The 24,829-nt window shown below is 40.4% G+C and carries 18 protein-coding genes, 5 tRNA genes and 1 other RNA gene; 16 read left to right on the top strand and 8 right to left on the bottom strand.

What is annotated here, in order from left to right; genetic code table 11:
- Position 1: 1 nt before the first annotated feature.
- The 4 genes from arcA to trmB form a co-directional block, all read right to left on the bottom strand.
- Positions 2 to 718 (bottom strand): two-component system response regulator ArcA, encoded by a 717-nt coding sequence (arcA, locus tag WDB87_RS15005; protein ID WP_004587530.1) that lies wholly within the window; start codon positions 716 to 718, stop codon positions 2 to 4.
- Positions 719 to 1,208: 490 nt separating this feature from the next.
- Positions 1,209 to 2,813, bottom strand: coding sequence for a HAMP domain-containing sensor histidine kinase (locus WDB87_RS15000; protein WP_286246209.1), 1,605 nt, complete (start codon positions 2,811 to 2,813; stop codon positions 1,209 to 1,211).
- 153 nt (positions 2,814 to 2,966) lie between these two features.
- On the bottom strand, positions 2,967 to 3,992 hold the full coding sequence (locus tag WDB87_RS14995) for a methyltransferase (RefSeq protein WP_337850301.1): 1,026 nt from the start codon (positions 3,990 to 3,992) through the stop codon (positions 2,967 to 2,969).
- Positions 3,993 to 4,036: 44 nt separating this feature from the next.
- Positions 4,037 to 4,762, bottom strand: a complete 726-nt coding sequence (trmB, locus tag WDB87_RS14990; RefSeq protein ID WP_096042234.1) for a tRNA (guanosine(46)-N7)-methyltransferase TrmB — start codon at positions 4,760 to 4,762, stop codon at positions 4,037 to 4,039.
- A gap of 161 nt (positions 4,763 to 4,923) precedes the next feature.
- On the opposite strand from trmB, the gene mutY reads away from it, so the two are divergent.
- Positions 4,924 to 5,985 carry an A/G-specific adenine glycosylase gene (gene mutY, locus WDB87_RS14985; protein ID WP_337850300.1) on the top strand — a complete coding sequence of 354 codons (1,062 nt, stop codon included), beginning with the start codon at positions 4,924 to 4,926 and terminating at the stop codon, positions 5,983 to 5,985.
- A gap of 33 nt (positions 5,986 to 6,018) precedes the next feature.
- Entirely contained in the window at positions 6,019 to 6,291 is a 273-nt protein-coding gene (locus tag WDB87_RS14980) for an oxidative damage protection protein (protein ID WP_337850299.1), read from the top strand.
- 51 nt (positions 6,292 to 6,342) lie between these two features.
- On the opposite strand, the gene WDB87_RS14975 is transcribed toward WDB87_RS14980, so the two are convergent.
- Complete coding sequence (locus tag WDB87_RS14975) at positions 6,343 to 9,117, bottom strand: hybrid sensor histidine kinase/response regulator (protein WP_337850298.1); 2,775 nt, start codon at positions 9,115 to 9,117, stop codon at positions 6,343 to 6,345.
- A gap of 338 nt (positions 9,118 to 9,455) precedes the next feature.
- On the opposite strand from WDB87_RS14975, the gene WDB87_RS14970 reads away from it, so the two are divergent.
- From WDB87_RS14970 to WDB87_RS14930, 9 genes are all read left to right on the top strand, one after another.
- Positions 9,456 to 9,531: transfer RNA gene (locus tag WDB87_RS14970), tRNA-Phe, on the top strand.
- Positions 9,532 to 9,602: 71 nt separating this feature from the next.
- Positions 9,603 to 9,678: transfer RNA gene (locus WDB87_RS14965), tRNA-Thr, on the top strand.
- A 124-nt stretch (positions 9,679 to 9,802) separates the two neighbouring features.
- Positions 9,803 to 9,878: transfer RNA gene (locus tag WDB87_RS14960), tRNA-Phe, on the top strand.
- Positions 9,879 to 9,935: 57 nt separating this feature from the next.
- A tRNA-Thr gene (locus WDB87_RS14955) sits at positions 9,936 to 10,011 on the top strand.
- 53 nt (positions 10,012 to 10,064) lie between these two features.
- Positions 10,065 to 10,140 (top strand) — tRNA-Phe (locus WDB87_RS14950).
- A gap of 296 nt (positions 10,141 to 10,436) precedes the next feature.
- On the top strand, positions 10,437 to 11,069 hold the full coding sequence (locus WDB87_RS14945; RefSeq protein WP_286246214.1) for a putative quinol monooxygenase: 633 nt from the start codon (positions 10,437 to 10,439) through the stop codon (positions 11,067 to 11,069).
- Between the two features lie 222 nt (positions 11,070 to 11,291).
- Positions 11,292 to 12,707, top strand: coding sequence for a TolC family protein (locus tag WDB87_RS14940; protein WP_337850297.1), 1,416 nt, complete (start codon positions 11,292 to 11,294; stop codon positions 12,705 to 12,707).
- Positions 12,697 to 14,013 (top strand): efflux RND transporter periplasmic adaptor subunit, encoded by a 1,317-nt coding sequence (locus WDB87_RS14935; RefSeq protein WP_337850296.1) that lies wholly within the window; start codon positions 12,697 to 12,699, stop codon positions 14,011 to 14,013. Before WDB87_RS14940 ends, WDB87_RS14935 begins: the two co-directional genes overlap by 11 nt.
- On the top strand, positions 14,010 to 17,093 hold the full coding sequence (locus WDB87_RS14930) for an efflux RND transporter permease subunit (RefSeq protein WP_337850295.1): 3,084 nt from the start codon (positions 14,010 to 14,012) through the stop codon (positions 17,091 to 17,093). The genes WDB87_RS14935 and WDB87_RS14930 overlap by 4 nt, the downstream gene beginning before the upstream one ends.
- A 139-nt stretch (positions 17,094 to 17,232) precedes the next feature.
- Here WDB87_RS14930 and ssrS read toward each other — a convergent pair.
- Positions 17,233 to 17,416, bottom strand: a non-coding RNA gene (gene ssrS, locus WDB87_RS14925) — 6S RNA.
- A 193-nt stretch (positions 17,417 to 17,609) separates the two neighbouring features.
- On the opposite strand from ssrS, the gene WDB87_RS14920 reads away from it, so the two are divergent.
- The 4 genes from WDB87_RS14920 to WDB87_RS14905 are packed head-to-tail and all read left to right on the top strand — an operon-like array spanning position 17,610 to position 21,878.
- On the top strand, positions 17,610 to 18,164 hold the full coding sequence (locus WDB87_RS14920; RefSeq protein ID WP_004589599.1) for a UPF0149 family protein: 555 nt from the start codon (positions 17,610 to 17,612) through the stop codon (positions 18,162 to 18,164).
- 26 nt (positions 18,165 to 18,190) lie between these two features.
- Positions 18,191 to 19,513: a Xaa-Pro aminopeptidase gene (gene pepP / locus WDB87_RS14915; RefSeq protein WP_337850294.1), complete on the top strand. Its 1,323-nt coding sequence runs from the start codon at positions 18,191 to 18,193 to the stop codon at positions 19,511 to 19,513.
- Between the two features lie 14 nt (positions 19,514 to 19,527).
- Entirely contained in the window at positions 19,528 to 20,715 is a 1,188-nt protein-coding gene (ubiH, locus tag WDB87_RS14910; protein ID WP_337850293.1) for a 2-octaprenyl-6-methoxyphenyl hydroxylase, read from the top strand.
- Complete coding sequence (locus WDB87_RS14905; RefSeq protein WP_337850292.1) at positions 20,712 to 21,878, top strand: FAD-dependent monooxygenase; 1,167 nt, start codon at positions 20,712 to 20,714, stop codon at positions 21,876 to 21,878. Before ubiH ends, WDB87_RS14905 begins: the two co-directional genes overlap by 4 nt.
- A 134-nt stretch (positions 21,879 to 22,012) precedes the next feature.
- Here the strand turns inward: WDB87_RS14905 and WDB87_RS14900 are convergent, their stop codons facing one another.
- The gene (locus tag WDB87_RS14900; protein WP_337850291.1) at positions 22,013 to 22,822 is read right to left on the bottom strand and encodes a hypothetical protein; all 810 of its coding nucleotides are present in this window, start codon (positions 22,820 to 22,822) and stop codon (positions 22,013 to 22,015) included.
- A gap of 19 nt (positions 22,823 to 22,841) precedes the next feature.
- A complete protein-coding gene (locus WDB87_RS14895; RefSeq protein ID WP_337850290.1) occupies positions 22,842 to 24,041 on the bottom strand; it encodes an alpha/beta hydrolase-fold protein in 1,200 nt (399 codons plus the stop codon).
- A 411-nt stretch (positions 24,042 to 24,452) separates the two neighbouring features.
- Here WDB87_RS14895 and rpsF point away from each other — a divergent pair, with 411 nt between their 5' ends.
- The gene (gene rpsF / locus WDB87_RS14890; protein ID WP_004588455.1) at positions 24,453 to 24,794 is read left to right on the top strand and encodes a 30S ribosomal protein S6; all 342 of its coding nucleotides are present in this window, start codon (positions 24,453 to 24,455) and stop codon (positions 24,792 to 24,794) included.
- Positions 24,795 to 24,829 lie beyond the last annotated feature (35 nt).

Here is a 24,829-nt window from a genome sequence, read left to right as displayed (position 1 = left end):
ATTAAGCGTCGATTTTACCAATAAAGCGGTAACCTTCACCATGGATGGTGCTGATTAGCTCAGAAGTAGAATTATCACTTTCAAAGTGCTTACGAATACGACGAATCGTTACATCTACTGTACGGTCATTAGCACGAAGCTCACGGCCAGTCATATGCTTAATAAGTTGCTCACGGCTAAAAATACGGCCAGGAGAATCAAGCATTAAACGCAGCGCGCGGTATTCACCTTTAGGTAGGCGCTTAGCATCACCATTTGGTGACGTTAAACAACGGCTGTTTTCATCAAGTTCCCAACCGTTAAATGTAATTACGCCGTTGGTTTCTAGCACTGACTCTTCGCCACCTAGCGCTGTACGAGTAATTAAGTTGCGAGCGCGTATAGTCAATTCACGAGGATTAAAAGGTTTAGTGATGTAATCATCAGCACCAATTTCTAAACCTAAAATACGGTCAACATCGTTATCACGGCCGGTTAAAAAGATTAAACCGACTTTACGTTTTTGGCGTAATTCACGTGCTAAAATCAGCCCGTTTTTACCCGGTAGGTTGATGTCCATAACTACAAGATTGACGTCATCATTATTTGTAAGCTTGTCATGCATATCATCGCCATCAATGGCTTCAATAACTTTGTAACCTTCAGCTTCAAATAAACTAACGAGGTTTAGTCGAGTTACGTCTTCATCCTCTACGATTAGAATGACTGGCGTTTGCATTATTAATTAACCTTTTTGGAATATTTTATTTACAAAAAATCGAATATTAACTAAATAATTCGATTACTAGAGATTATAGGATTATACCCAAATGTTAACAAGAAAAAACAAGTTGGATAAAAATAAAACAGTAGGGGTGTTCCAAACTAACCAAAAGGCATTGTGCAAAAACTACTGTTTAATGATATATAACGGATGCAGCTTTTTGAATTATGAAAACGAAGCCATTTCCTTTAATAATTGATACATCCACCAATTGCTTAAAGGTACTAAAAAATAATCGCGCAAATTCAAAACAGAATTATATCATTTTATAACCTTTCATCAATGTATGTGATACTGCAAAAGCAATAAAGTTCAGAAATTGTATCGCCTAATTATTATATCAAGTTTAATAATTAAACATGAAATATCACATGCTCTCTCTATAAGGTCATTAAATGGTAATTCAAGTAAAAAGCGTAAATAAATATTCTTTTTTAAACATTTTTTATGGGATTGTAATAACAAAGCGCACACCGGGTTTAGCATCTTGGTCATACAGTATATGCCCGCCGAGCGCTTGGGTTACCAAGTTGTAGACTAAATGCATGCCTAAACCACTGGCCCCTTGGCCTCGCTTAGAGGTTACAAATGGGTCAAATATCCTATTTTTGACATTTTTATCAACGCCTTGTCCGTTATCTGTGTAGATTATTTTTATTTGTGGGCCTGTTATTTCTATATCAAACTGAATATCGTTATTTTCGCTGTTGGTAAAACCATGTATGGCTGAGTTTAAAATGAGCTGTTGGAATATTTGTTGTAGTGGCTCTGATTTACTCTCAATTGTTAAATCACTCGGGCAGTTAATCATCACGTTAGGTTTGGAAGTTATTAACTCTGATTGAATCGACATTAACACGTCAGATATTAATTTATGGATATTTACATGGGTTTTAACCCCGTCATCTTGAATTACAGCTACCTTTTTAAAGTTAGAGATCAGGTCGGCTGCTCGATTTAGGTTTCTATAAATTAAATCAAGGTTTTCGATACCTTCATCAATAAAGCGTTTTAATTGGTTAGAAGTGAGAGACTTATTATCAAAACTAAGCTGAATATCGGCAAGTTTGTCGCGCAGCAAGGTTGAGCCTGTAATACCCAGGCCAATTGGGGTGTTAACCTCATGGGCTACGCCGGCTACCATTTGTCCTAATGATGCCATTTTTTCGTTTTCTACTATTTGCTCTTGGTATTGGTGCATTCGCTCAAGAGTAGAAAGTAGCTCTTGGTTTGCTTCTCGCAGGGCTATTGTTCTTTGGTTTACCTTTTCTTCTAAGCTTTGGTTAAGTTGTTTTATTTCAAGTTTATCTTTTTCATGACGTTCTATTTGCTTACGGGTACGAGCAAGCATGATATTTAAGCTATTTGATAAGGCTGTAACCTCTTTTACACTTGTGCTTGGAGCGCGTACGTCATAGTTATGGTTTTTTGATACGTCTTGCAGTAATACACTTAAGTGCTCAATAGGGTTAGCGATACTCTTTTGGGTTTTTATCGCTATAAAGTACACAAAAAACAAAATAAATAGGGTAAGGAAAATATCTATAATTATTTTTTGTTTTATAAATTCATCTAGGCTTTCTAAGCTGCCACGCATATAAACGTAGCCAACCACTTGTTCGTTATTAAGCACAGGTGTTATTAGTTCAATGTAGTTATTGGTAACTCTTGGCTCGCTAAGCTCTTTAATACTGTCTACGCGCAAAGGAACTGGCGGGGTTTTTTTAGCATTAAAGCTAATAAAAAATACAGGTTTGCTCGATGATTTTTCTATGGCGTAAATATGAATATTTTTAACAAGAGGGATTTTATCAAATGACTTTAGGCGCTTTTCTTCTGTTTTTCTGTCGTCTTTAACCAATGAGCCTGATGCATCAAACGCAACAATATCAGAGAGGATCACGAGTTTGTTTATGATCAGTTTCTTTTGTTCATTTACACTCATATAGGTAGAAATTGAAACCGATAAAGTTAAACAAATAGCGGTGATAATCATGATGGTGTTGATCAGCGCTTTTCGAATACTTTTTTGATGTACTTTTTTTGGCATTATTGCTGCGTCGCCTAAGTATGAATATTTATATTTAGACCTTTAGTTTAGCAAAAACCATAGAAAGTGAAGGGAAATAGTGAAATTAATTCTGATATTTATTCGAAAGTTAGGCTAAGTATTAATTACACTTAGCCTAATAAGTGTAATTAGTTAGCTACTGTAAACAGCAAATTTATTATTTTTGTACACAGTATGGAAGCTACCAAACTGCGCTTCTAAAATTGGCGGGTATTTTAAAAAGCTATTAGCCACTATGCTGAGCTTACCTAACTTAGTTAAGTGTTGCTTAGCATTTGATAAAAATGCTTCTGCAATTGTGTAGTCGGTTGCTATGCCAGTATGAAAGGGCGGGTTACTAACTATTAAATCAAACTTGCCGCTAATATTTTTTAAGCCATCACTTAAAATAGTGCTGCCTTTAATATTATTAAGCTTTAATGTTTGCTCAGTAGCATAAGTTGCAAGTGCGCTCACATCGCTGCAAGTAAAAGTCAGTGCTGGGTTTTTAAGACCTAAAAAAGTGGCTATTAAGCCTGCACCACAGCCAAAATCCAGTACATTACCTTGTTTAGTCGTAGGGGCATTTTCTAATAACATTTTTGTACCAGCATCTAAAGCGCCGTGGTTAAAGACTCCCGGAACACTGATAGCATCAAACTCTATCCCAGCTACACTTACGGTAAACGTTTTATGGTAACGGCTAATATCAAAGGTTGGGTTGGACTCTAGCTGCTCAAATGAGAACAAAATACAATGCTTAGCAGAGTCAATTTTATTACTGTATTGTGCTTTGCCTGCTAGCTGTTTTTCTATCGATTTAACACCACTTTTATTTTCGCCCACGACAAGTAGCTGTGCTTTTTTGTTAATAACGGCGCGAATATTATCAAGTGCCATTAATACTTCAGGCTTTGATTTTGGGTAGTATAGAATAACTAAATCGTAATCGTTGGCGGCCATTTCATGGTTAACACACACGTTTATGCCATTTATTTTTTTAGCAAACTCCCCATTAGCATGGTTATAACTAAATGCGGTGATGGCACTTTGAGGATTTAGCTGCTTTAGCTCTGCTAAAAAGCCATCTTGAACAAAGTTGACCACCAAGATAGATTTTCCCACTAGTTCTTCGCTATTACGAAGTAACAGTAAACTTGGGTTGGTTAATACGCTCATAAATGGCTTTGCCTTACAAATTATTGATTAGTAAATTGGTGTAATTATTTTGTGCGCTCAAACATTAAGTCCCACACACCGTGGCCTAAACGGTGGCCGCGCTGTTCAAACTTAGTTAGCGGGCGCGAATCAGGGCGAGGTACATAGTCGTTAGTAGATGACTGGTTTTTATAGCCAGGCGCTGCTTGCATAACTTCTAGCATGTGCTCGGCGTAGTTTTCCCAATCAGTGGCCATATGAAAAACACCGCCAATTTTTAATTTACTACGCAGTTTCTCAGCAAATTCTGTTTGCACTATACGGCGTTTATGATGGCGCTTTTTATGCCACGGATCAGGGAAGAACAATTGCAGCGTAGTTAAGCTTTCATCAGCAAGGCAGTCAGCGAGTACTTCTACTGCATCGTGTTCAAATACACGTAAGTTAGTCACACCAGCTTCATCTGCATCCATTAAACATGCGCCAACGCCTGGGCGATGTACTTCAATACCAATAAAGTTTAGGTGCGGTGCATTTTTTGCCATTTCAACTAATGACTTGCCCATACCAAAACCAATTTCTAATACTACATCATTGTTATTGCCAAATACTTGGGCTAAGTCGAGCAGGCCGTTTTTATGCTCAAGCCCCATAGTTGGCCAGCATTTTTCGATAGCGGCAGCTTGGCCTTTAGTTAAGCGGCCTTCGCGTTTTACAAAACTGCGAATTGTGCGGATATACTTACCTTCTTGCTTAGCTTGCTCAAGGTTGTTGTTACTTGATTCACTCATATTATTGGCCTGACAAAAACAATGTGTTTAAAAATGGTTGCGTATTATCCCTGACCAGGCAGCTAATCACAAGTATTAGCGTGTTATAGCGCCTTCATCGCTTGATCTTTTTATTAACTGCAATAGACTGAGCCGCTATTGAGCATGAGTAAAAGTAGTATATGTTGGATTTAAATAAACCCCAGTCAGACAAATTTGCTAACCAAGTAGTTGACTGGTATCACCTGCATGGGCGTAAAACCCTTCCTTGGCAGTTAGCTAAAACACCTTATAAAGTGTGGGTGTCGGAAGTAATGTTACAACAAACGCAAGTTGTTACGGTTATTCCATACTTTGAAAAGTTTATGGCAAGTTTCCCAGATATTATTGCTTTAGCAAATGCAGATGAAGATTTAGTACTGCACCATTGGACCGGCTTAGGTTATTACGCTCGAGCACGTAACTTACATAAAACAGCTAAAATAGTGCGAGATAAGTACCAAGGCGAATTTCCCACGACACTTGAAGAAGTCATGGGTTTACCCGGCATAGGGCGCTCTACAGCAGGTGCTGTATTATCACTGTCGCTTGGTCAGCACCACCCTATTTTAGATGGTAATGTTAAGCGAGTGCTTGCTCGTTATTTTATGGTTGAAGGGTGGTATGGGGTAAAAAAAGTAGAAAACCAACTTTGGCATTTATCTACCCAGTTAACCCCTAAAAACAATGTGACTGAATTTAACCAAGCCATGATGGATTTGGGAGCCAGCGTTTGCTCGCGCAGTCGCTTTGACTGCCAAGCGTGCCCACTTAATAGCGATTGCGGTGCGTTTAATGCTGGAAAGGTAAAAGAGTTTCCACATTCGAAACCTAAAAAATCGGTGCCTAAAAAAAGTTGTCATCAGTTGATTATTCAACATGACGAGAAAGTGTTAATGGAAAAACGCCCAAGTAGCGGTATTTGGGGCGGTCTGTTTGGCTTTTTTGAGTTTAACGAATACAGCGAAATGGTGTTATTTTTAAATCAGCAAGGTCTAAAAGCCGAGCTGGAAGAGTTAACGCCTTTTACTCATGTGTTTTCGCATTTTGAGCTAACAATAAATCCACATGTGCTTAATATTAACGCCATACCGGATGTAGTAAATGATAAACAACTTATCTGGTACCCACTTGATCAATCTATAGAGGTGGGTTTAGCCGCACCGACTAAAAAGTTGGTTAAACAAATGAGCCCAATAGGTTAAACTATTAGCATTTAGCGCTTAAGAGAGTCAATTATGGCACGTACAGTATTTTGTCAAAAGTTACAAAAAGAAGCCGAAGGGCTTGGATTTCAGTTATACCCTGGTGAACTAGGCGAGAAAATTTTTAATAATATTTCTAAAGAAGCATGGGGCCTGTGGCAGCATAAGCAAACTATGCTAATTAACGAAAAGCATTTAAACATGATGGACCCAGAGCACCGTACGTTTTTAGAAGAGCAGATGGTTGGTTTTTTGTTTGAAGGCAAAGACGTAGAAATTGAAGGTTATCGACCTCCAGAAAAATAAAACTGCAAATATAAAAAAAGGGCTGTATAGCCCTTTTTTTATAGCTATATTTTATAGCGTTTCTTCATCAGTGCTTGCTGAGCGCACTTGCTCTTTTAAAAACTGTGCGGCTTTAGAGTATTCAATTTCAAGCGCATCTCTTTGTGCGATTAACTCATCAGTATCGAGCTCTGCGTTTTTACACTTTTCCTCAAACTCTTCTGCACATTGCGCAACGGCTTCTGCACCAATTGTTTTAGAAATTGACTTAAGCTGATGGCAGGCATCACTGATCTCATCTCTGTCATTAACCATAACGCCGGAATTGATACTTTTTATAAGGCTTTGGCTTTGCTCTAAAAACATTTTGAAAAAGCGTATTTGCTTGGCTTCATCGCCGTTTACATAAGTTGATACCGCATCCATATTAATGGGCATGGCAGGCTTTTGATGAATGACAACGGCTTGGTCTTTATTGTGCTTGTTGTACCAACGCTTTAAGGTATCTTCTAATGCATTTAGTTCTATAGGCTTAGTGATAAAGTCGTTAATACCTACAGCCAAGCAACGCTCTTTTTCACCTTTGAGCGCATTGGCTGTAACCGCAATAATATAAGGTTGTGCGTCTATAGAATCTAATAATTCGGCTTCATCACGAATTTTTTCAACCATGTCGTAGCCTGACATTTTAGGCATGTGCAAGTCGGTTAATATTAGCGAGTAATTGTTTTTACGCCACATATCTAACCCTTCCTCACCATTATTGGCTACTTCAACGCCATAACCTAATATATGCAGCTGATCAGTTAAAACTTGCTGGTTGAGTAGGTTATCTTCTACTAATAAAATCAGTTTATTCGCATCGCGAGCTTGTTCAACATTTAAATAATTGTTTAATGTTTTAGTTTTTTTAATTTGCTTAGGTTGATGCAAACCTGCAGCTACCAATATCGACATCATAAAGTTAGATTTACAAAGCGGTGAGGCATTAATATAAAACACATTTTTATGGTTTATTGCGGCTTCATCAAGCTTACTTAGTACCACGACTTGTTGATTATTATCTTCAAGTGAGTAAATTAGACGACGTAGTAAAGAGTTAACTTTTTCCATATCATCTATGCCATCGACAACCCATATAATGTCGTGCTGCTCTTGTTGAGCTTCTATTTCTTGCTGGTTGTGCACGTAGGTAATTTTAGCGCCCATAAACGATAAATAGCGGTACATTGCTTTTTCGCGCTCTAAATGATTGCTCACTACCACTACATGTTTGCCATTGAGCGCATTTTTATGTGCGTATTTAATTTTTCCTGAGGTCCCAAATGGCAGCTCAACGGTAAACTCACTTCCAATGCCTGCATGGCTAGTTACATTAATCGTACCAAGCATCAGCTCTGTTAAACTTTTACAAATAGAAAGCCCTAAACCAGTACCGCCGTATTCACGGGTAATTGAGTTTTCGGCTTGTACAAACGGGTTAAATATTTCTCGCAGTTGCGCTTGGGTCATACCCTTGCCGTTATCGGTTACGCAAAAACGTAAGGTAAAATGATCCGCCGTATTATGGGCTACTTCTACCGATATTTTTACGTGTCCTTGGCGTTTGTCATCAGTACTAGTGAACTTAATTGCATTACTGCAAAGGTTATACAGTACTTGGCGAACTCGTATTGTGTCACCGGTTAGATTAGTTGGAATATCGGGTGCAATAGAAAGCTCTAAGTCTAATTGGCGCTTTTTAGCAACAGATGAAAGCACGCGAGCGACCTCTTCAATCGTATCTGTGACCGAAAAAGGTGTCGGGTCAATATTTAGCTTACCCGCTTCAATTTTTGAAAAGTCTAAAATATCATCCAAAATACTCAATAATGAAAACGCTGACTCACGGATAATGGTACTTAAGCGGTGCTGAGCCCCATCAAGCTCGGTTTGTCTTAGTAAATCTATAGTGCCAATAACGCCGTTCATAGGCGTGCGGATCTCATGGCTCATGGTGGCTAAAAAGGTCGTTTTAGTTTCGCTAGCGCGCTGCGCTTTTAACGTAGCTTGCTCTAATGCAACAGTTCTTTGTTGTACTTCATTTTCAAGGCCTGTTTGTAATTTTTGAAGTTCTTTTTGCGCAGACTCTTTTTCAGACATTACTGAGTTAACTTTATTAAGCAGCAGATTAATGTTTTTAGCCACGCCCGATAAACCTAAGTCCAGTTTTTCACTTACTTTACTCTCGTAATTACCATTTTCGGTAATCGCTTGAAGTTCTTCATTTAATAAATGGCTACTTTTACGCAAGCGAGTATTAATATAGGTATTAAATAGTAGGGCTAATGCAAACAAGGCAAATACGCTTACAATTGCAATAATATAGGCTATTACTTGTGAGTCTTGCTGCGTTAATGGCGGTGCTGGTAATTGCTGTTTTATGATTAGTTCGCCAATAGGTTGATCGTTTAATAGCAATATATGGTGTAATACGCCTTGCTCAGTTAAATGCTCATTTATTTTTTTAGACTCAATAGCGGGTTTAGTGCTGCTATATACAAGTTGGGTTTCTGAGGTAGCATTAAAGCGATAGAGCGTATATTCAAACTCATCATCTAACACTGAGGTTAACTCAAGTAGTTGGCGAACTTTACCTTGCCCATACATAGTAAGTGCATCTACCATTGGTAAATCAAGCTGTTGGGCAAGCTGTGTAATACTTACTTTTTGTTTGGCTGCTGGTGCAGGTTGTGTATTTTGCGAATAAAACGCGAAGGCAACAATAGCAAGCGCTGTTACTGCAATATTAATAATTAAAAAAAGCGGCAGTAAGCCTTTTACCGGCGAAGAGAATTTACTCTGCATTGATTGTTCCCGTTGGTATTTGTTATTACGATAAGCCCTTACCGTATTTTCATAGTAATCGTACCATTTACGTAAAATAATTCACTACGTTTTTAGTCTGGTTTAATTGATTAAATTAAGTTTTTTCGTAAAATTTTGTTGGATAAATAAACATTAATATATAAAAGTACGCTTTGTTGTTTGAAAACCGTTCAAACAGTTATAAAGAGTAAAAAAAAAGTTGACTTGTAAGGGCAAAACTCGTTTAATACGCCGCACGCCCAGATAGCTCAGCCCAAACGGATGAGTGGGAATTGCATTAAAAGTCTTTAAAGACTTTTAATTAGCACTGTTTAAGTGCCTCGATAGCTCAGTTGGTAGAGCAGAGGATTGAAAATCCTCGTGTCCCTGGTTCGATTCCGGGTCGAGGCACCATTTATTAAAGTAGTAGTGTTTAATTAATAGTTTAAACGTTATTACGCGTGCCTTAGCACACAGTTTAGTGTGCCGACTTAGCTCAGCTGGTAGAGCAACTGACTTGTAATCAGTAGGTCAACCGTTCGACTCGGTTAGTCGGCACCATTTATTTTAGTAATTTGAAAAGGGAACTGTAATCAGTAGTCTGTTCAAGTTACCCGTCGACTCGGTTAGTCGGCACCATTTATTTAAATTAAATGTTTTAAACATTTAATCGCACAGTTTAAGTGCCTCGATAGCTCAGTTGGTAGAGCAGAGGATTGAAAATCCTCGTGTCCCTGGTTCGATTCCGGGTCGAGGCACCATTTACTTTAAGTTCTCAATCTTTAAAATTGAACGTGCCTTAGCACACGCTTTAGTGTGCCGACTTAGCTCAGCTGGTAGAGCAACTGACTTGTAATCAGTAGGTCAACCGTTCGACTCGGTTAGTCGGCACCATTTATTTTAGTTAAAGGTTTGAATATATAGCCTTTAGCTGGCACTGCTTAAGTGCCTCGATAGCTCAGTTGGTAGAGCAGAGGATTGAAAATCCTCGTGTCCCTGGTTCGATTCCGGGTCGAGGCACCATTTATATTAAAGCCCTGCATACACATGCAGGGCTTTTTTTTTGCTTAAAATTTATTATGGACAAAAAAGTCCATATTAATTGGGTATATCCTCTCTTTTTCTCCCTTGATTGCATGCGCATAATTACCTCATCAAAAGGTTGGGTGCTGTTATTACTCACTCCATTTATTTACTCATCAATATGATTGATTTTAGTAATAAAATGCAGGGCACTTTTAGCCTAAATAATACTAATCCGCAAAATAGATCACTTAATTAAGCGTATTGGTATAAGTAATTTAAAGCTGGAGCTAATTATGATCACGCAAATTGTTAAGTTTGATATTAAAGACGAGCACATCGCACAATTTAAAGCCCTTCTAGAAGTAGATAAGCAAGGCGCTAAATCTGAGTCTGGGTTGTTAGAGATGCGTTTATATCAAGATAAAAACGAGCCAGGCGTCTTTTTTGCTTATGAGCGTTTTGAAGATCAAAATGCGGTTGATTACCATGGCGCACAAGATTACACACAAACGTTATTAAATGCGCTGCCTGAAATTAGTCAATCGGCGCCAGAGGTCATGCTGCTTGAAAATACAGTGCCAGCTCCGCTGCATGAGCGTAATACAAAAGTTATTAACCCTGAAGACGATATATGTATTGTGTTTTTTATTTTTAAGATTAAGCCAAGCTTTAAAAATAAAGTAATAGAACGTTTTGCAACGCATGTAGAGCAAACGCGCAGCCAAGAGCCGGGTAACTTAGTGTTTGATTTATATAGTATTGAAAATAACGACGATACATTAGTTGTTTATGAACATTGGCGCAGTGAATCTGCGTTGTGGGATATTCACTTTAAGCAGCCGTACGCAGTCGAAACAAGCGAATTACTAGCACAAGCAGTTGTTGGCGATATGCAGCAATACATGAGCTTCGTTAAAGAAATTTAAAGGTTTGTGTTTAACAATATAGCTTATCTCGTTTAGCAAATAGTGTATTACACGCTATTTGCTTTTTTGTATAAACCCTCTCCAAACTCCCTGCCGGTTTTTATAATAACTGACTATTATGTTAATTCATCGCAACGTATGTAATGTTATGTAAAGTAAGTTGAGCAAAATTTGCCAAAGTGCTTGAATTACATTCATAAATGGCAGTAATTTAGGTTAACTATGATTTGGCAAACTAAGCCAACTGTATTGGCTCTTAGCTTTGTATTATTGGGCGGCTGTGCGGGTACGCTAAACCCTCAGCAGCGCGAGCAAGCACCCAGCGACATTGCAACGACATGGCAACATGGTTTAGCACAAAACACACTTGCAGTAGATCAGCAATGGCTGCAAACGTTAGAAAACCCTTACATTGAAAACCTTGTTAATAAGGCACTTAATAATAATCAGGCTTTGTTGCAAAGTGCCTACGATGTACAAATACAAAAGCAGCAATTAATAGTCTCAGGCTCTGCGCTTTGGCCTGATCTTGATTTATCTGCGCAGACTAGGCGCAGCAAAGACAATCGACCTGTAAGTTATGATAATGCCAGCTCTGTCACTCTAGAGCTAAGCTATGAAGTAGATGTGTGGGGCAAGTTATCTGATGCTAAACGCCAAGCCAACCTAAACTACTTAGCGCAACAAGCTAGTTTTGAGCAAGCTAAGCAGCAATTGGTGGCCGATGTTGTCACCGGCTGGTTTGACTTAGTAACCGCCCAGCAGCTACTTGATTTATATAAACGCCGAGAAGAAAACGCGCAGCAAAACTTAGATATTATTGAATCGGGCTACCGCCAAGGTATTAATGAAGCACTCGATGTATATTTAGCCCGTAATGAGCTTAATAACGAGCGTACGCGTATTGCCAATCAACAAGCCACGCTTGTAAGCGCATCGCGTTCTTTAGAGCGCTTATTAGGCGGCTACCCCAAGGGCGATATATCAGCAGAGGTTGAACTGCCTGTTTTTCTTGCGCCAATTAATACTGGTATTCCCTCAGAGCTTATAACCCGCAAGCCTCAACTGCGTGCAAGCTGGTATCAGTTATTAGCGAGCGATGCAGGCCTAGCCTATGCGCATAAACAGCGTTTCCCTAGTTTAAATTTATCAGCAAGCGTGAGTGATAGCACCGATAGAGTGAGCGATTTATTTTCGCCATCAAGCTTAGCGTGGTCCTTATTAGGCAATATTTCTGCGCCAATATTTAATGGTGGCCAGCTAAAAGCAAATGAAGAAATAGCACGCTTAAATGCACAAAAACAAGAGCAAGCATATTTAGATACCTTATACGATGCATTTAGCGATGTTGAAAACGCAATTACTCAGCAGCAATCTTTGCAAGCCAGTTATAAAAGCACATTAGAGGCGCAAGAAAACGCCCTTGCAGCGGAGCAACTGTCGTTTGAGCAATACCAAAGCGGCTTAGTAACATACACTACAGTGCTGGATGCCCAGTCGCGCTCTTTTGATGCGCAAAGCTCACTCATTGAAACAAAAAACCAGCTAATTGCTAACCGAATAAACCTATACGTTGCCCTTGGCGGCGATTTTAACGCCCCAACAAGCGAACCTAAGAGCAATAACGATGAAAACTAAATCAGCAAAACTTTTAATCCCAGCCGTAGTGGTGGTGGCCACCATTTTAATTGTTATGTTTATTAAGGGTAACCCGCCTGAAGCAAAACGTTTTGGCTCACCGCCTAAAGCCACGGTGAGCGTGTCGGTAAAAAAGATTGAGCCACAAGATTACTTAATTTTTATTGATAGCTATGGCACGGTAAAGCCGCGTACTCAAAGTTTGTTAGTTGCTCAAGCATCTGGGCAAATTAATAAAGTGAGTGATGACTTTAGAGAGGGTGGTTTTTTTGAAAAAGGCGATGTACTGCTACAGCTAGATGATAGAGATCATCAAGCTGAGGTTAAATCGGCGCAAGCAGCATTACTGACTGCAGAGCAAAGTTTGTTAGAAGAAAAAGCCCGCGGCCAACAAGCAATTACTGATTGGAAGCGTTTAGGCGGCTCATCGCAAGCGAGCAGCTTAGTACTTCGCGAGCCCCAACTAGCGGCTGCACAAGCACAAGTACTTTCAGCACAAGCCGCACTTGAAAAAGCACAGCTTGATTTAGAGCGCACAAAAATTACCGCACCTTACGCGGGGCGTGTACTTAGCCGTAATGTAGACCTTGGCCAAGTGGTAAGCGAAAACACAGAACTTGCAACTATTTATGCCATAGACAGCGTGGAAGTGCGCTTACCAATTAAAAATAAAGACCTTTCATATATTAATTTGCCAGAGCAATACAGAGATGGCAGTAAAAACCAAGCTGGCTCACTCGTTAAGTTTAAATCTGACCTGGTTGGCGAGCAAACATGGCAGGGGCAAATAATACGCACTGAAGGCGCCATTGATGAAGGTGCACAGCAATTGTATATTGTTGCGCAAATAAATGACCCTTACAAAGCCACAGCAAATAACCAATACCCAATTAAAATTGGCCAATACATTACTGCGCAAATTAGCGGTAAAACAGTGCCAAATGCGCTAATAATCCCTAATAGTACTATTTACCAAGGCAGTTACGTGTATGTGGTTGAAGAGGGGTTATTAAAACGCAAAAACATTACACTTGCTTGGCAAAATGCCACTCAAGCTATGATCAAAACAGGCCTTAATGCAGGCGATAAGCTAGTTATTACACCGCTTGGGCAAGTAAGCTCAGGCACAGCAGTAAGTATTTTAGGCGAAACCGATACGCAAAATACGCGAGCAAAAGGCCCAAATGGCGCAGGTAAAGGTAAGCGCCCATCGCGTGAGCAACTTGAGAAAAAAGCACAAGAAATGGGGATTAGTGTTGAAGAGCTAATACAAAAACGCCGCGCTGCAAAAGGAGATAAGTCATGATCGCTTGGTTTACAAAAAACCACGTAGCGGCAAACTTATTACTCGTCACTTTACTGTTATCGGGTTTATTTAGTTTATCGACTCAAATACCGCTTGAGGTGTTTCCATCGTTTGAAACTGACCGCATAAGTGTAAGCGTTACTTTGCGTGGCTCAACCCCAGAGGATGTAGAGCAAGGGGTAACCATTCGAATAGAGGAAGCTGTGCAAGACCTTGAGGGGATAGAGCAAATATCTAGCCGCTCATCTGAAGGCTCTGCGTCGGTGACCATAGAAGTTGAAAGTGGTTACGACCCGCGCGAATTACTAGCCGATATAAAAAGCCGTGTAGATGCTATAAACACTTTCCCAGCCGATGCTGAAAAGCCCATAGTGGCACTTGCCGAGCGAAAACGCGAAGTAATAGCCGTTACCGTATCGAGCGATTACGGTGAAAAAGAAACGTTAGAGTATGCTGAGCAAGTACGCGATGATATTTTACGCCTACCTAATGTAACGCAGGTTGAACTAAGTGGTGTACGCGATTACGAACTTGCCATAGAAGTAAGCCAAGACACCTTACGCCAATATAATTTAACCCTAGCGCAAATATCCACTGCTGTTGCTAAGTCGAGCTCTGATATATCGGCCGGTAATTTAAAAACCGAAGGTGGCGATGTTCTTATCAGCTCAAAAGGCCAAGCTTACCGCAAAGATGAATTTGCCAATATTGTGGTTAAAAACCAAAGCGACGGTACAGTAATACGCTTAGGTGATATAGCAAGCATTAATGATGACTTTGAAGAAACCCCTGTTCGCACACGTTTTAACGGTAAACAAGCCGCCTTTATTGATGTATACCGCATAGGCCCACAAAGCGCGATTGACGTAGCAGACGATGTTAAAAATTACATAGAGGAGCACCAAAGCTCGCTCCCGCAAGGTTTTGCACTAAGTTACTGGGATGACGACTCACAAGTAGTAAAAAGCCGTATAGCCACCTTAACCAGTAGTGCGTTACAAGGGGGCATTTTAGTGTTAGCACTACTTACTTTATTTTTACGCCCAGCCATCGCATTTTGGGTGTTTATTGGTATTCCGGTTTCGTTTATGGGCGCATTTATTGCGATGCCTATTTTTGGTGTAACTCTAAATATAATGAGCTTATTTGGCTTTATTTTAGTGTTAGGTATTGTAGTGGACGACGCCATAGTAACGGGGGAAAACGTTTATACTCATTTAAAAACTGCTGAATCGGGCGAACAAGCTGCCATTTTAGGCACGCAAGAAGTAGCAACGCCGGTTACCTTTGGCGTACTAACAACCGTAGCCGCCTTTTTACCTTTAGCGTTTATTGAAGGCGCACGGGGTGCCTTGTTTGCACAAATTCCGGTGGTGGTTATTCCGGTATTACTGTTCTCGTTAATTGAGTCTAAGTTTGTACTACCAGCTCATTTAAAATATATAAAGTTACGAAACCAAAAAACAAAATCATCAAAGCTTGAAGTGCTCCAACAGCGTTTTGCAGACGGATTTGAAAACGCTATTTTAAAGTACTACCAACCTATTTTATCAATTGGTTTACGTTATAAATTAGCCACCGTAAGTTTGTTTGTAGGTGTATTTTTTATAATTTTAACTTTAATCACTAGTGGTTGGACTAAGTTTGTGTTTTTTCCGCGTATTCCAAGCGAAACTGTACGGGTTACTTTAACCTTGCCAACAGGTACACCATTTGAAGTGACTAATAAGTATGTCATGGACATGTCGCAAAAAGCGCAGCTATTGCAAGACAAATACCGCGATGAAGACACCGGTGAAAGCGTAATATTAAATATACTCGCCTCCACAGGTGGGCGCGGCGGCGTGTCTAATTCTGGCAGCGTTCGCTTTGAGATTACCCCTGCAGAGAGCCGCGATTCAGACATTGGTTCGCGCGAGTTGGTGAGTGAGTGGCGTGATTTAATCGGTATTATTCCAGGGGCCGAAAGCTTAACTTTTAGAGCTGAAATTGGACGCAGTTCAGATCCTATAGATGTGCAATTAAGTGGTACTTCATTAAGTACCTTACAAAAAGTAGCGCAGAGCGTTAAAACACGTTTAAGTACGTACCCAACTGTATTTGATATTGCCGATAGCATGTCGGATGGTAAAGAAGAGTTGCAAATAGAGCTTACAGAACAAGGCTTTGCTTTAGGCTTAAACCGTGTTGATGTAGCTAACCAAGTACGTAACTCATTTTTTGGCTCGCAAGTTCAGCGTATTCAACGTGGGCGTGACGATGTACGTGTAATGGTGCGCTTACCAATTGAGGAACGTCGCTCTGTAGCCGACTTACAAAACATACTCATCACTACGCCGACAGGTGGCTCAGTACCGCTATCGCATGTTGCTACGTTAATAGCAGGGCAAAGCCCTTCGACCATAAACCGCATCGACCGTTACCGCACACTTAACGTGACCGCCGATATTGAAAAAAGCAATACTAACATGACCGCGCTGCAAGGCGATTTAACTGCGTATTTAGATGAGCTAATACAACAATACCCAGGTGTTGACTACAAGCTAGAAGGTGAAGCTAAAGAGCAAAGGGAGTCGTTTGGCTCACTGGCTTGGGCATTATTATTTGTATTTTTTATTATTTATTCACTATTAGCTATACCGCTTAAATCGTACATGCAGCCATTAATTGTAATGAGCGTAATACCGTTTGGCATGATAGGCGCCGTAGTAGGGCACTGGGTTATGGGTATGGATTTAACCATTATGAGCTTGCTTGGTATGTTGGCACTTATTGGTGTAGTGGTTAACGATTCACTTGTGTTGGTCGACTTTATTAATAAAAAACGCAGCGAAGGCGGCAAGATTATTGATGCTGTAAAACTTGCAGGGGCTGCACGTTTTCGCCCAGTAATGCTCACAAGTTTAACCACCTTTATTGGTTTAATGCCGTTATTATTTGAAAAAGCCACTCAGGCACAGTTTTTAATTCCAATGGCGGTAAGCCTAGGGTTTGGTATTGTGTTTGCAACGTTTATTACACTTATATTGGTGCCAGTAAACTATATGCTGATGGAGCGCTTTCAAAGTTGGTTTAGATAAATACCGAAATGTGTTCTAGGACTAGCTGTGGTTGATTAATATCAATTGCAGCTTTTTTTTGCTAAAAATTTATAAAAGTAATAAAGGATATTTTAAAACAAGGAGGTAGCCAAAAATGCAAAACAGAAAAATAAGAAAAGTGTTCCCCAAGCGTGCGGTGTCCGGCGTCAGTCCTGAAACCAGAAGGTTTCAGGGCGGAAAGCTGCGGTCTACCGTAGGCTTCTCGGTACATGCCGAGCTTGCACAATAGTAGACGAACAGAAATCCTGGTATAAAATTTATCGGCTCAGGGACTTAACCAAACTCCGGCACCCCAGGGAACAAGTTCAGTATATAAGACATAATCCATTCCTTAAACCCTAAACGCAAAAAATTGAACTGTTCGAGCAGTTTTTGCCCGCTGGTAACTCACTATTTACTTATCATGCTACTTTTTGAGCAGGATCATACAATTAATTGGAGTTGCTTTTTATCGAGTGGTAGCATTGCCTTAACTAGCAAAGCGAAGATATAAACATGAGCGACTTACCTGACTACCAAAAAGCCCAGCTGCTTTTAGAAAAAAACGAAATTTTTGTATCACCGGCAGAAGCGCACGGCGTAATTAGTGGATTACTGGCGTGTGGTTTAAGTATTGATGACAAAGAATACTTAGGCCTATTAAGCGATGTATTTAATGACGGCCAAGCGTTTAGCAATGACCTAAAGCAGTTTTTTGGCACCATTTACAAGCAAGTAGTGGCAAGCTTTAACGATGAAGCTTTTGCGTTCGACTTATTTTTACCAAGCGATGATGAAACACTCATCGATCAAGCTAATGGCCTCGTATCATGGGTTGCAGGTTTTATGCTTGGTTTTGGTTTAAAACAAAAAGATTACGGTAAGTTATCGGCAGATGTAAAAGAAGTTATTAGCGATTTTAGCGAAATTACACGCCTAGATACCATGTTTGACGAAACCGAAGAAGACAGCCAAGCCCTTCATGAAGTAATTGAATATGTACGTGTGTCGGCATTGCTTTGTTTTGCCGAACTTGGCAAAGAAAAAGCACCTAAAAAAACACTACATTAATTTAAAATATAACGGGTTGTTAAAGCATGGTTGAAATACAAAAGTCAGAATTTAAAGCTCGCCGTGAGCGCTTACTTGCACAAATGGATGCAAACAGTGTGGCCATCATTCCTGCTGCCAGTGAAGTTACTCGCAGCCGCGACACCGAATATGCCTTTAGACAAGACAGCGACTTTTTTTACTTAACCGGCTTTAACGAACCCGATGCTGTTTTAGTGTTGTGTAATAACAGTGATACACCCAGTACCTTATTTTGCCTTGATAAAGATAAGCAAGCCGAAATTTGGCATGGCCGTAGAATTGGCTTCGAAAAAGCTAAAAGTGAGTACTTATTCGACGAAACTTACGCATTAAGTGAGCTAACTGAACAATTATTAGATTTGGTTAACGGTCAGCAGATTTTATTTTATGCACAAGGCGCTTACCCAAGCTTTGATAGCAAAGTATTTACCTTGTTAAGTACACTTAGAAGTGGCTCGAGAAAAGGCCTAAAAGCACCAAGTACCATAAAAGAGATACGTGGCTTGATTCATGAAGTGCGTTTGTTTAAATCGCCAAGCGAAGTAAACATTATGCGTGAAGGTTGCGAGCTAAGTGCTCGCGGGCACATGCGCGCAATGCGTTATTCCCACCCCGGTGCTACTGAGTTTCAGCTAGAGGCAGAGCTGCATCATCATTATGCAATGCATGGTGCCCGCCACCCAGCATACGGTACTATTGTTGGCAGTGGCGATAACGCTAATATTTTGCATTACACGCAAAATAGCGATGTGTTAAAAGATGGCGACCTAGTATTAATTGATTCAGGTTGTGAGTTACAAGGTTACGCTGCCGATATAACTCGCACTTTTCCGGTAAATGGCAAGTTTAACGAGGCGCAAGCCGCGCTTTATAACATTGTACTTAAAGCACAAGAAGTGGCTTTTGAAGAAATTAAACCCGGCGGGTTTATGTCGCACGCCAATAAGCGTGCAATGCAAGTGATGACCCAAGGGTTACTTGATTTAGGTATTTTAACTGGCGACTTTGATGAGCTAATGGCAAAAGGTGCTTGTAAAGAATACTACATGCATGGCCTTGGCCACTGGTTAGGCCTTGATGTTCACGATGTAGGTGATTACAAACAAAATAACGTTGAGCGTGCATTTGAGCCAGGCATGGTTTTAACCATAGAGCCAGGGCTTTACATTAGTGAAGACTCAAACGCACCACAGCAATATAAAGGCATTGGTATTCGTATCGAAGATAATTTACTTATTACTGAGTCAGGGCATGAAAATCTCACTCTTAGTGTGCCTAAAACCATAAACGATATAGAAGCACTTATGCAAAGTGCAAAAAACGCATAAGCTTGGAGAGTAAAGTGGCTAAGCAGTTTGACGTTGTAGTTATTGGAGGCGGGCTTGCAGGGGCGAGTTGCGCGCTAAGCATTGCTAAAACAAATCCATCACTGACTATTGCGGTAGTAGAAGCAAACCAAGTAACAGACGATTACCACCCAAGTTTTGACGACAGAAGTATTGCCCTTGCACAGCAATCGGTTGAGTATTTACAGCAGTTACACTTATTTGAGCAAAGTGCGCCATACACAGCAGCTATAAAAAAAGTCAGCGTGTCAGATCGGGGTCACTTTGGTAAAGCGCATATTAATTGCGACGACTTTGCTAAGCCCTCATTAGGTTACGTCGTTGAGGTAAACCCATTTGGCCGAGCGCTTTACCAGCGCTTAACGCAAGTAAGCATCAGACTTTATTGCCCCGATAGCGTAAGCGCTATTAAGCAAAGCCTAAACAGTAATGAGCTTACTTTACAAAGCGGCGAGCAATTAAATACTAAGCTACTTGTTATTGCCGATGGCGCACAATCTCCAACCCGTAACTTACTTGGTTTAGGTTTTAATACTCAGCCCTACGAGCAAGGCGCTATAATTGCCAATGTTGAAGTAGCAGGCGGGCATAACAATCATGCTTATGAGCGTTTTACTGAGCACGGGCCTATGGCGCTTTTACCAATGAGCAATAGTCGTTACTCATTGGTGTGGTGCATGACACAGCAGCAAGTTGAGCAGTATACCGCCCTAAATGAAAGCGATTTTTTAAACGCACTACAAAGTGCATTTGGTTACCGAGCAGGGCAATTTACAAAAGTGGGCACACGCACAAGCTACCCGCTTGTTTATGGCCAAGCAGAATCATTAACGGCGCATCGCACGGTAGTAATTGGTAACGCTGCTCATGCTATTCACCCCATTGCAGGACAGGGCTTTAATTTAGGCCTGCGTGATGTACAAGTACTTAGTAATCTAATTGCAACAAGTAAAAACGAGTTAGGCAGTTATGCGTTTACCCGTGAGTATTCACAAAAACGCAGTAGCGATATAAAGACTGTAATGACATTAACTGATGCACTGGTTAGGCTTTTTTCAAACTCGTCACGGGTTTTAGCATTTGGGCGCAGCATTGGGCTTTTCTCAATGGATTTATTTCCTGCATTAAAAGCACCGTTGGCAAAGCAGCTAATGGGGCAAGTTAAACAAGGTACACGTTTATGAAGCAAGCACAGGTTTGTATAGTGGGTGGCGGCTGCGTAGGGTTAACCCTCGCGTTAGGACTCGCTAAAGCCAATGTAAGTGTTGTGGTGTTAGATGCCGCGCCAGAGCAATTACCGCCAAGTGATGAGTACGGATTACGCGTAAGTGCGTTGAGCATAGCAAGCCAAACTTTGTTTGAGCAATTAAACGTGTGGCCACACATAATGGCAGAGCGAGCGTGTGCCTATACGCATATGGACGTACGCGATGCCGACAGCTTTGGTAAAATAGCCTTTAATAACGAGCAACTTGAGCTTGAACACTTAGGCCATATAGTAGAGAACGATATAATTCGTTTTGCACTTATAAAAGAGCTAGCGCAACAGCCAAGTGCCACACTCATGTTTGATACGCAGTATCAACAAATACACCAAAGTGAGTCCGACGTATTTGTAACCCTTAAAAGTGGTGAGCCTATTATTGCTAAACTGCTGGTGGCGGCCGATGGCGCAAATTCGGCTATTCGTAAACAATTTAATATGGCGCTCAGCTTTAAAGATTACGATCACCATGCACTCGTTGCTACAGTAAAAACCAAAGAGCCACATACAAACACTGCGCGCCAAGTGTTTTTACCAACAGGGCCACTAGCATTTTTACCACTTAGCGATGCCAATACCCATTCTATTGTGTGGTCTACCAGCCCTAACCATTGCGATGAATTGCTAGCAATGGACGACACTACTTTTAATAAAGCCGTAATGGCAGCCATAGATGGCCAATGCGGGCTGTGTGAAGTGCAAAGTAAACGCGCAGCATTTCCACTTAAAATGCGCTACGCCCAGCAATGGGTAAGCGGCAAAGTAGTATTAATGGGCGATGCAGCACACACCATTCATCCATTGGCAGGGCTCGGTATGAATCTAGGCCTAAAAGACGCCGCGTATCTAATTGAGCTTTTAACACGGGATAGTAAAGAGTTTGCGAGTACCCGTACGCTTCGCGATTACGAGCGCACCCGCAAGCTTGACGCGCAAAAGCACATAGCCATGATGCAAGGGTTAAAAGACTTATTTGAAGGTGCAAATCCGGTTAAAAAACTTATTCGTGGAGTAGGGCTGTCACTCGTTGATAACCTAGGCCCAATAAAGCACCTGTTCGCAAAAGAAGCGATAGGCAAATAACGTAGGTTGGGAAGAGCGAAGCGAAACCCAACAGATAAAGTAAAGTGGTTAGTTTTTAGCTATCAGCTTTCAGCAAAGAAAAACCGATGTTTAATTTAAACATCGGTTTTTTGTTTATAAAAATAGAGGATTAATTAAGCTTTTATCATCTTAAACTCAACCTTTTCAGGAGTTATCTCCATATCCGAGCGAAATTTCACTCCTGCTGTGTCTCTATTTCTCCGAGATATCAATCTACGCGACTTTTGAGCTCGACTAATTACATTAGAAATATTTATTGCCGGAGCTTCCGGTGTGGCGGAAGTAGTACAGCCAGAGTATTTAATGTCTTTCATATTTCCCCCTAATCCATCCGTTTGCATTGAAATAATATATTCACTTGCTAATGAGTATACATTTTGCACAATTTTATTACCAGTATAATCTAGATTTTCAAAAAAATCTTCTCCATTGAGCGTGTGGTAATAGTGTGAAATAGGTGGCCCTGACCTTGGGTCTATTTTGATAGCTTCTTCTACGGCGAGTTTAGTGCTGTAACATTCAGTGTAATGGAGTGAAGCATGGTTACCGCCAGTTCCACCGTACAAAATTCCCAATCTGCTTTCTATATTATCGTGTGAAATAGGCTCCCAGCCACCTAGTAAAATCTCTACATAACCAAAGCTCCTATAACCAGATAAAACAGCATTATTAGCATAAGTTGAGTATTGGCTTTCGTCTAATATCCCTAAAGAAAATGCCTGATGTAGTATTATCTGCTCGTATGAACCACAATAAAATATTACCTTAGGAGCACCGATTTTTTCAGATTGATGTAATTCAAAAGGTTCTAATGTGGGTATGAATAAGTATTTGTTGACTGGAACATGTACTTCAAGCCCGTTTTGATCAGACCACATTGAGTCGCAGGAACCAGAGTGTTCATCAATAATTAAAGTTGTCATCACAGCTCCTTATTTCCAACTACAAATTCTCTTGGGCTTCTTTCACCATATCTTGTAGTGCATCAATTAACAGTGGATCTCTGGAGTTTTGTTTAGCAAGTTCTAATGCGTGTTTCATGCTAGTAACAGCCTCTTTAAACTGTTTATCAGCCGTGTAGCCTTGCGATAACCGCATGTGGGAGTAAGCAGCATTAGGGTAATCACGCGTAAAGTGTTTAAGCGTAGTTATCGCTTTTTTAGTGTTACCAAATTTTTGCTGTCGATGGGCAAATTCTACGTACACATCTTGTGGAATTTTAAGCTCAAAACCGTACTTATCACTCAGTGCTTGGTAGTAACCGGTAATAAGCGATACATCAGCAAATTTTCCGTGCTCGTCAGTCACTTTAAATATTAGGTCGCTAAATAGGTTAATTAGGCTATCGCTGAGGGCTGGTAGTATGGTGCCCATATGAGTAAATGTAGGGTAATGCTTATATTCCCATTTTAGCTGCGTAGGCATTTGTTGTTCTAAATTTACTAACGTATTTAATACACCTGTATAAAAGCGTGACCCTTCACTTGCTACACTAATAAATAACTCTTGAGCGCCTTTAGGGTTTTTAGTGTATTTAATAATATTATTTTTTAACTCTTCGTCACTCCACCAACTATTTGGGCTAATAGCTATGTAGTTGTTAAATAATTCCGGCTGATTAACTAAAGTATAAAGCGCCAATGTACCCGCATTAGAGTGACCAATTAATGTAGTGTAGCCGTTAGTTGAGTAGTTAGAGTTTATGTATGGCATGAGTTCGTCAGACACAAAATTTAAAAAATTGTCGGTTTGCCCAGCGTCAGGCCACTTATTTTTTACAAAGGTTTGAAACTCAGTTTTTGGCTCACCTTGTACTTTAGGTAAATAATCACGAACACGGTTAGTTGTATCAACACCAACAAGCATGGCATTAGGTATCTGCTCGTAATCAACAAGGGATTTTATAACGCCAGATGCTGTATGAAAGTGCTCAACACCATCAAGTAAATAAATAACATAAAGCGGTTGATCATCTTTTACGGTGTCAGGTATGAAAATTCTGATGGGCCTATCTTCATTAAGTATTTTTGATTGTAGAATGACTTTTTTACCAACGGTTATATCGGTTGTAGCGGTGTCTGCGTGGCTTAAAAAAGAGGTACTAAAAGTAAGTGCAAATACAAGCGGTAGTAGGAGCTTCATAAATATCCTTATTAAATAATGTGTTGCTCAATAATTGCACGGCTTTAGGTTTGAGTAAATGTTTATATTTTAGGCGCAAATGGAGGGGTAAGTAATTAAAAGCTGCGCTTTTTACGCAAGCAAGCTTTGCGTATCTACACGCAAACCCAATGCATTTATCGTAATTCTGCTTGTTGATATAAAGCGGACGCATACTAATATCACCCTGATAGCTGATAGCTGATAGCTGATAGCTGATAGCTGATAGCTGATAGCTGATAGCTGATTTATTAAAGCTTAAAAAAACCTGCTTGCTTAATTATCCATCTAAGCGTAAAATGCGCGCTCATTTCGGCTTTTACACTATTAATTCCTTGCCTTAAACCGACCGGCCGAAACGGTAGAAGGCTCTATTAACCGTAAGGAATATCCATGCGTCATTACGAAATCGTATTCATGGTTCACCCTGATCAGAGTGAGCAAGTATCTGGTATGATCGAACGTTATACTGGTTCTATCACTGAAGCGGGTGGTACTATCCACCGTCTTGAAGACTGGGGCCGTCGTCAACTGGCTTACCCAATCAACAAGCTTCACAAAGCTCATTATGTTCTTATGAACGTTGAAGCACCTACTGAAGTAATCAGCGAGCTAGAAACTACTTTCCGCTACAACGATGCAGTGCTTCGTAACTTAGTTATGCGTACTAAAAATGCAGTAACTGAAGCGTCTCCTCTTGCAAGAGAAGAGAAGAAAGAAGCACCAGCTGCTTAATTGTTTTGAGTCCTAGCATGGCACGTAGTCAGCAG

The organism is Pseudoalteromonas sp. C12FD-1, from assembly GCF_037414265.1.
Classification (GTDB): Bacteria; Pseudomonadota; Gammaproteobacteria; order Enterobacterales; family Alteromonadaceae; genus Pseudoalteromonas.
This window is presented reverse-complemented; position numbering and strand designations above follow the sequence as displayed.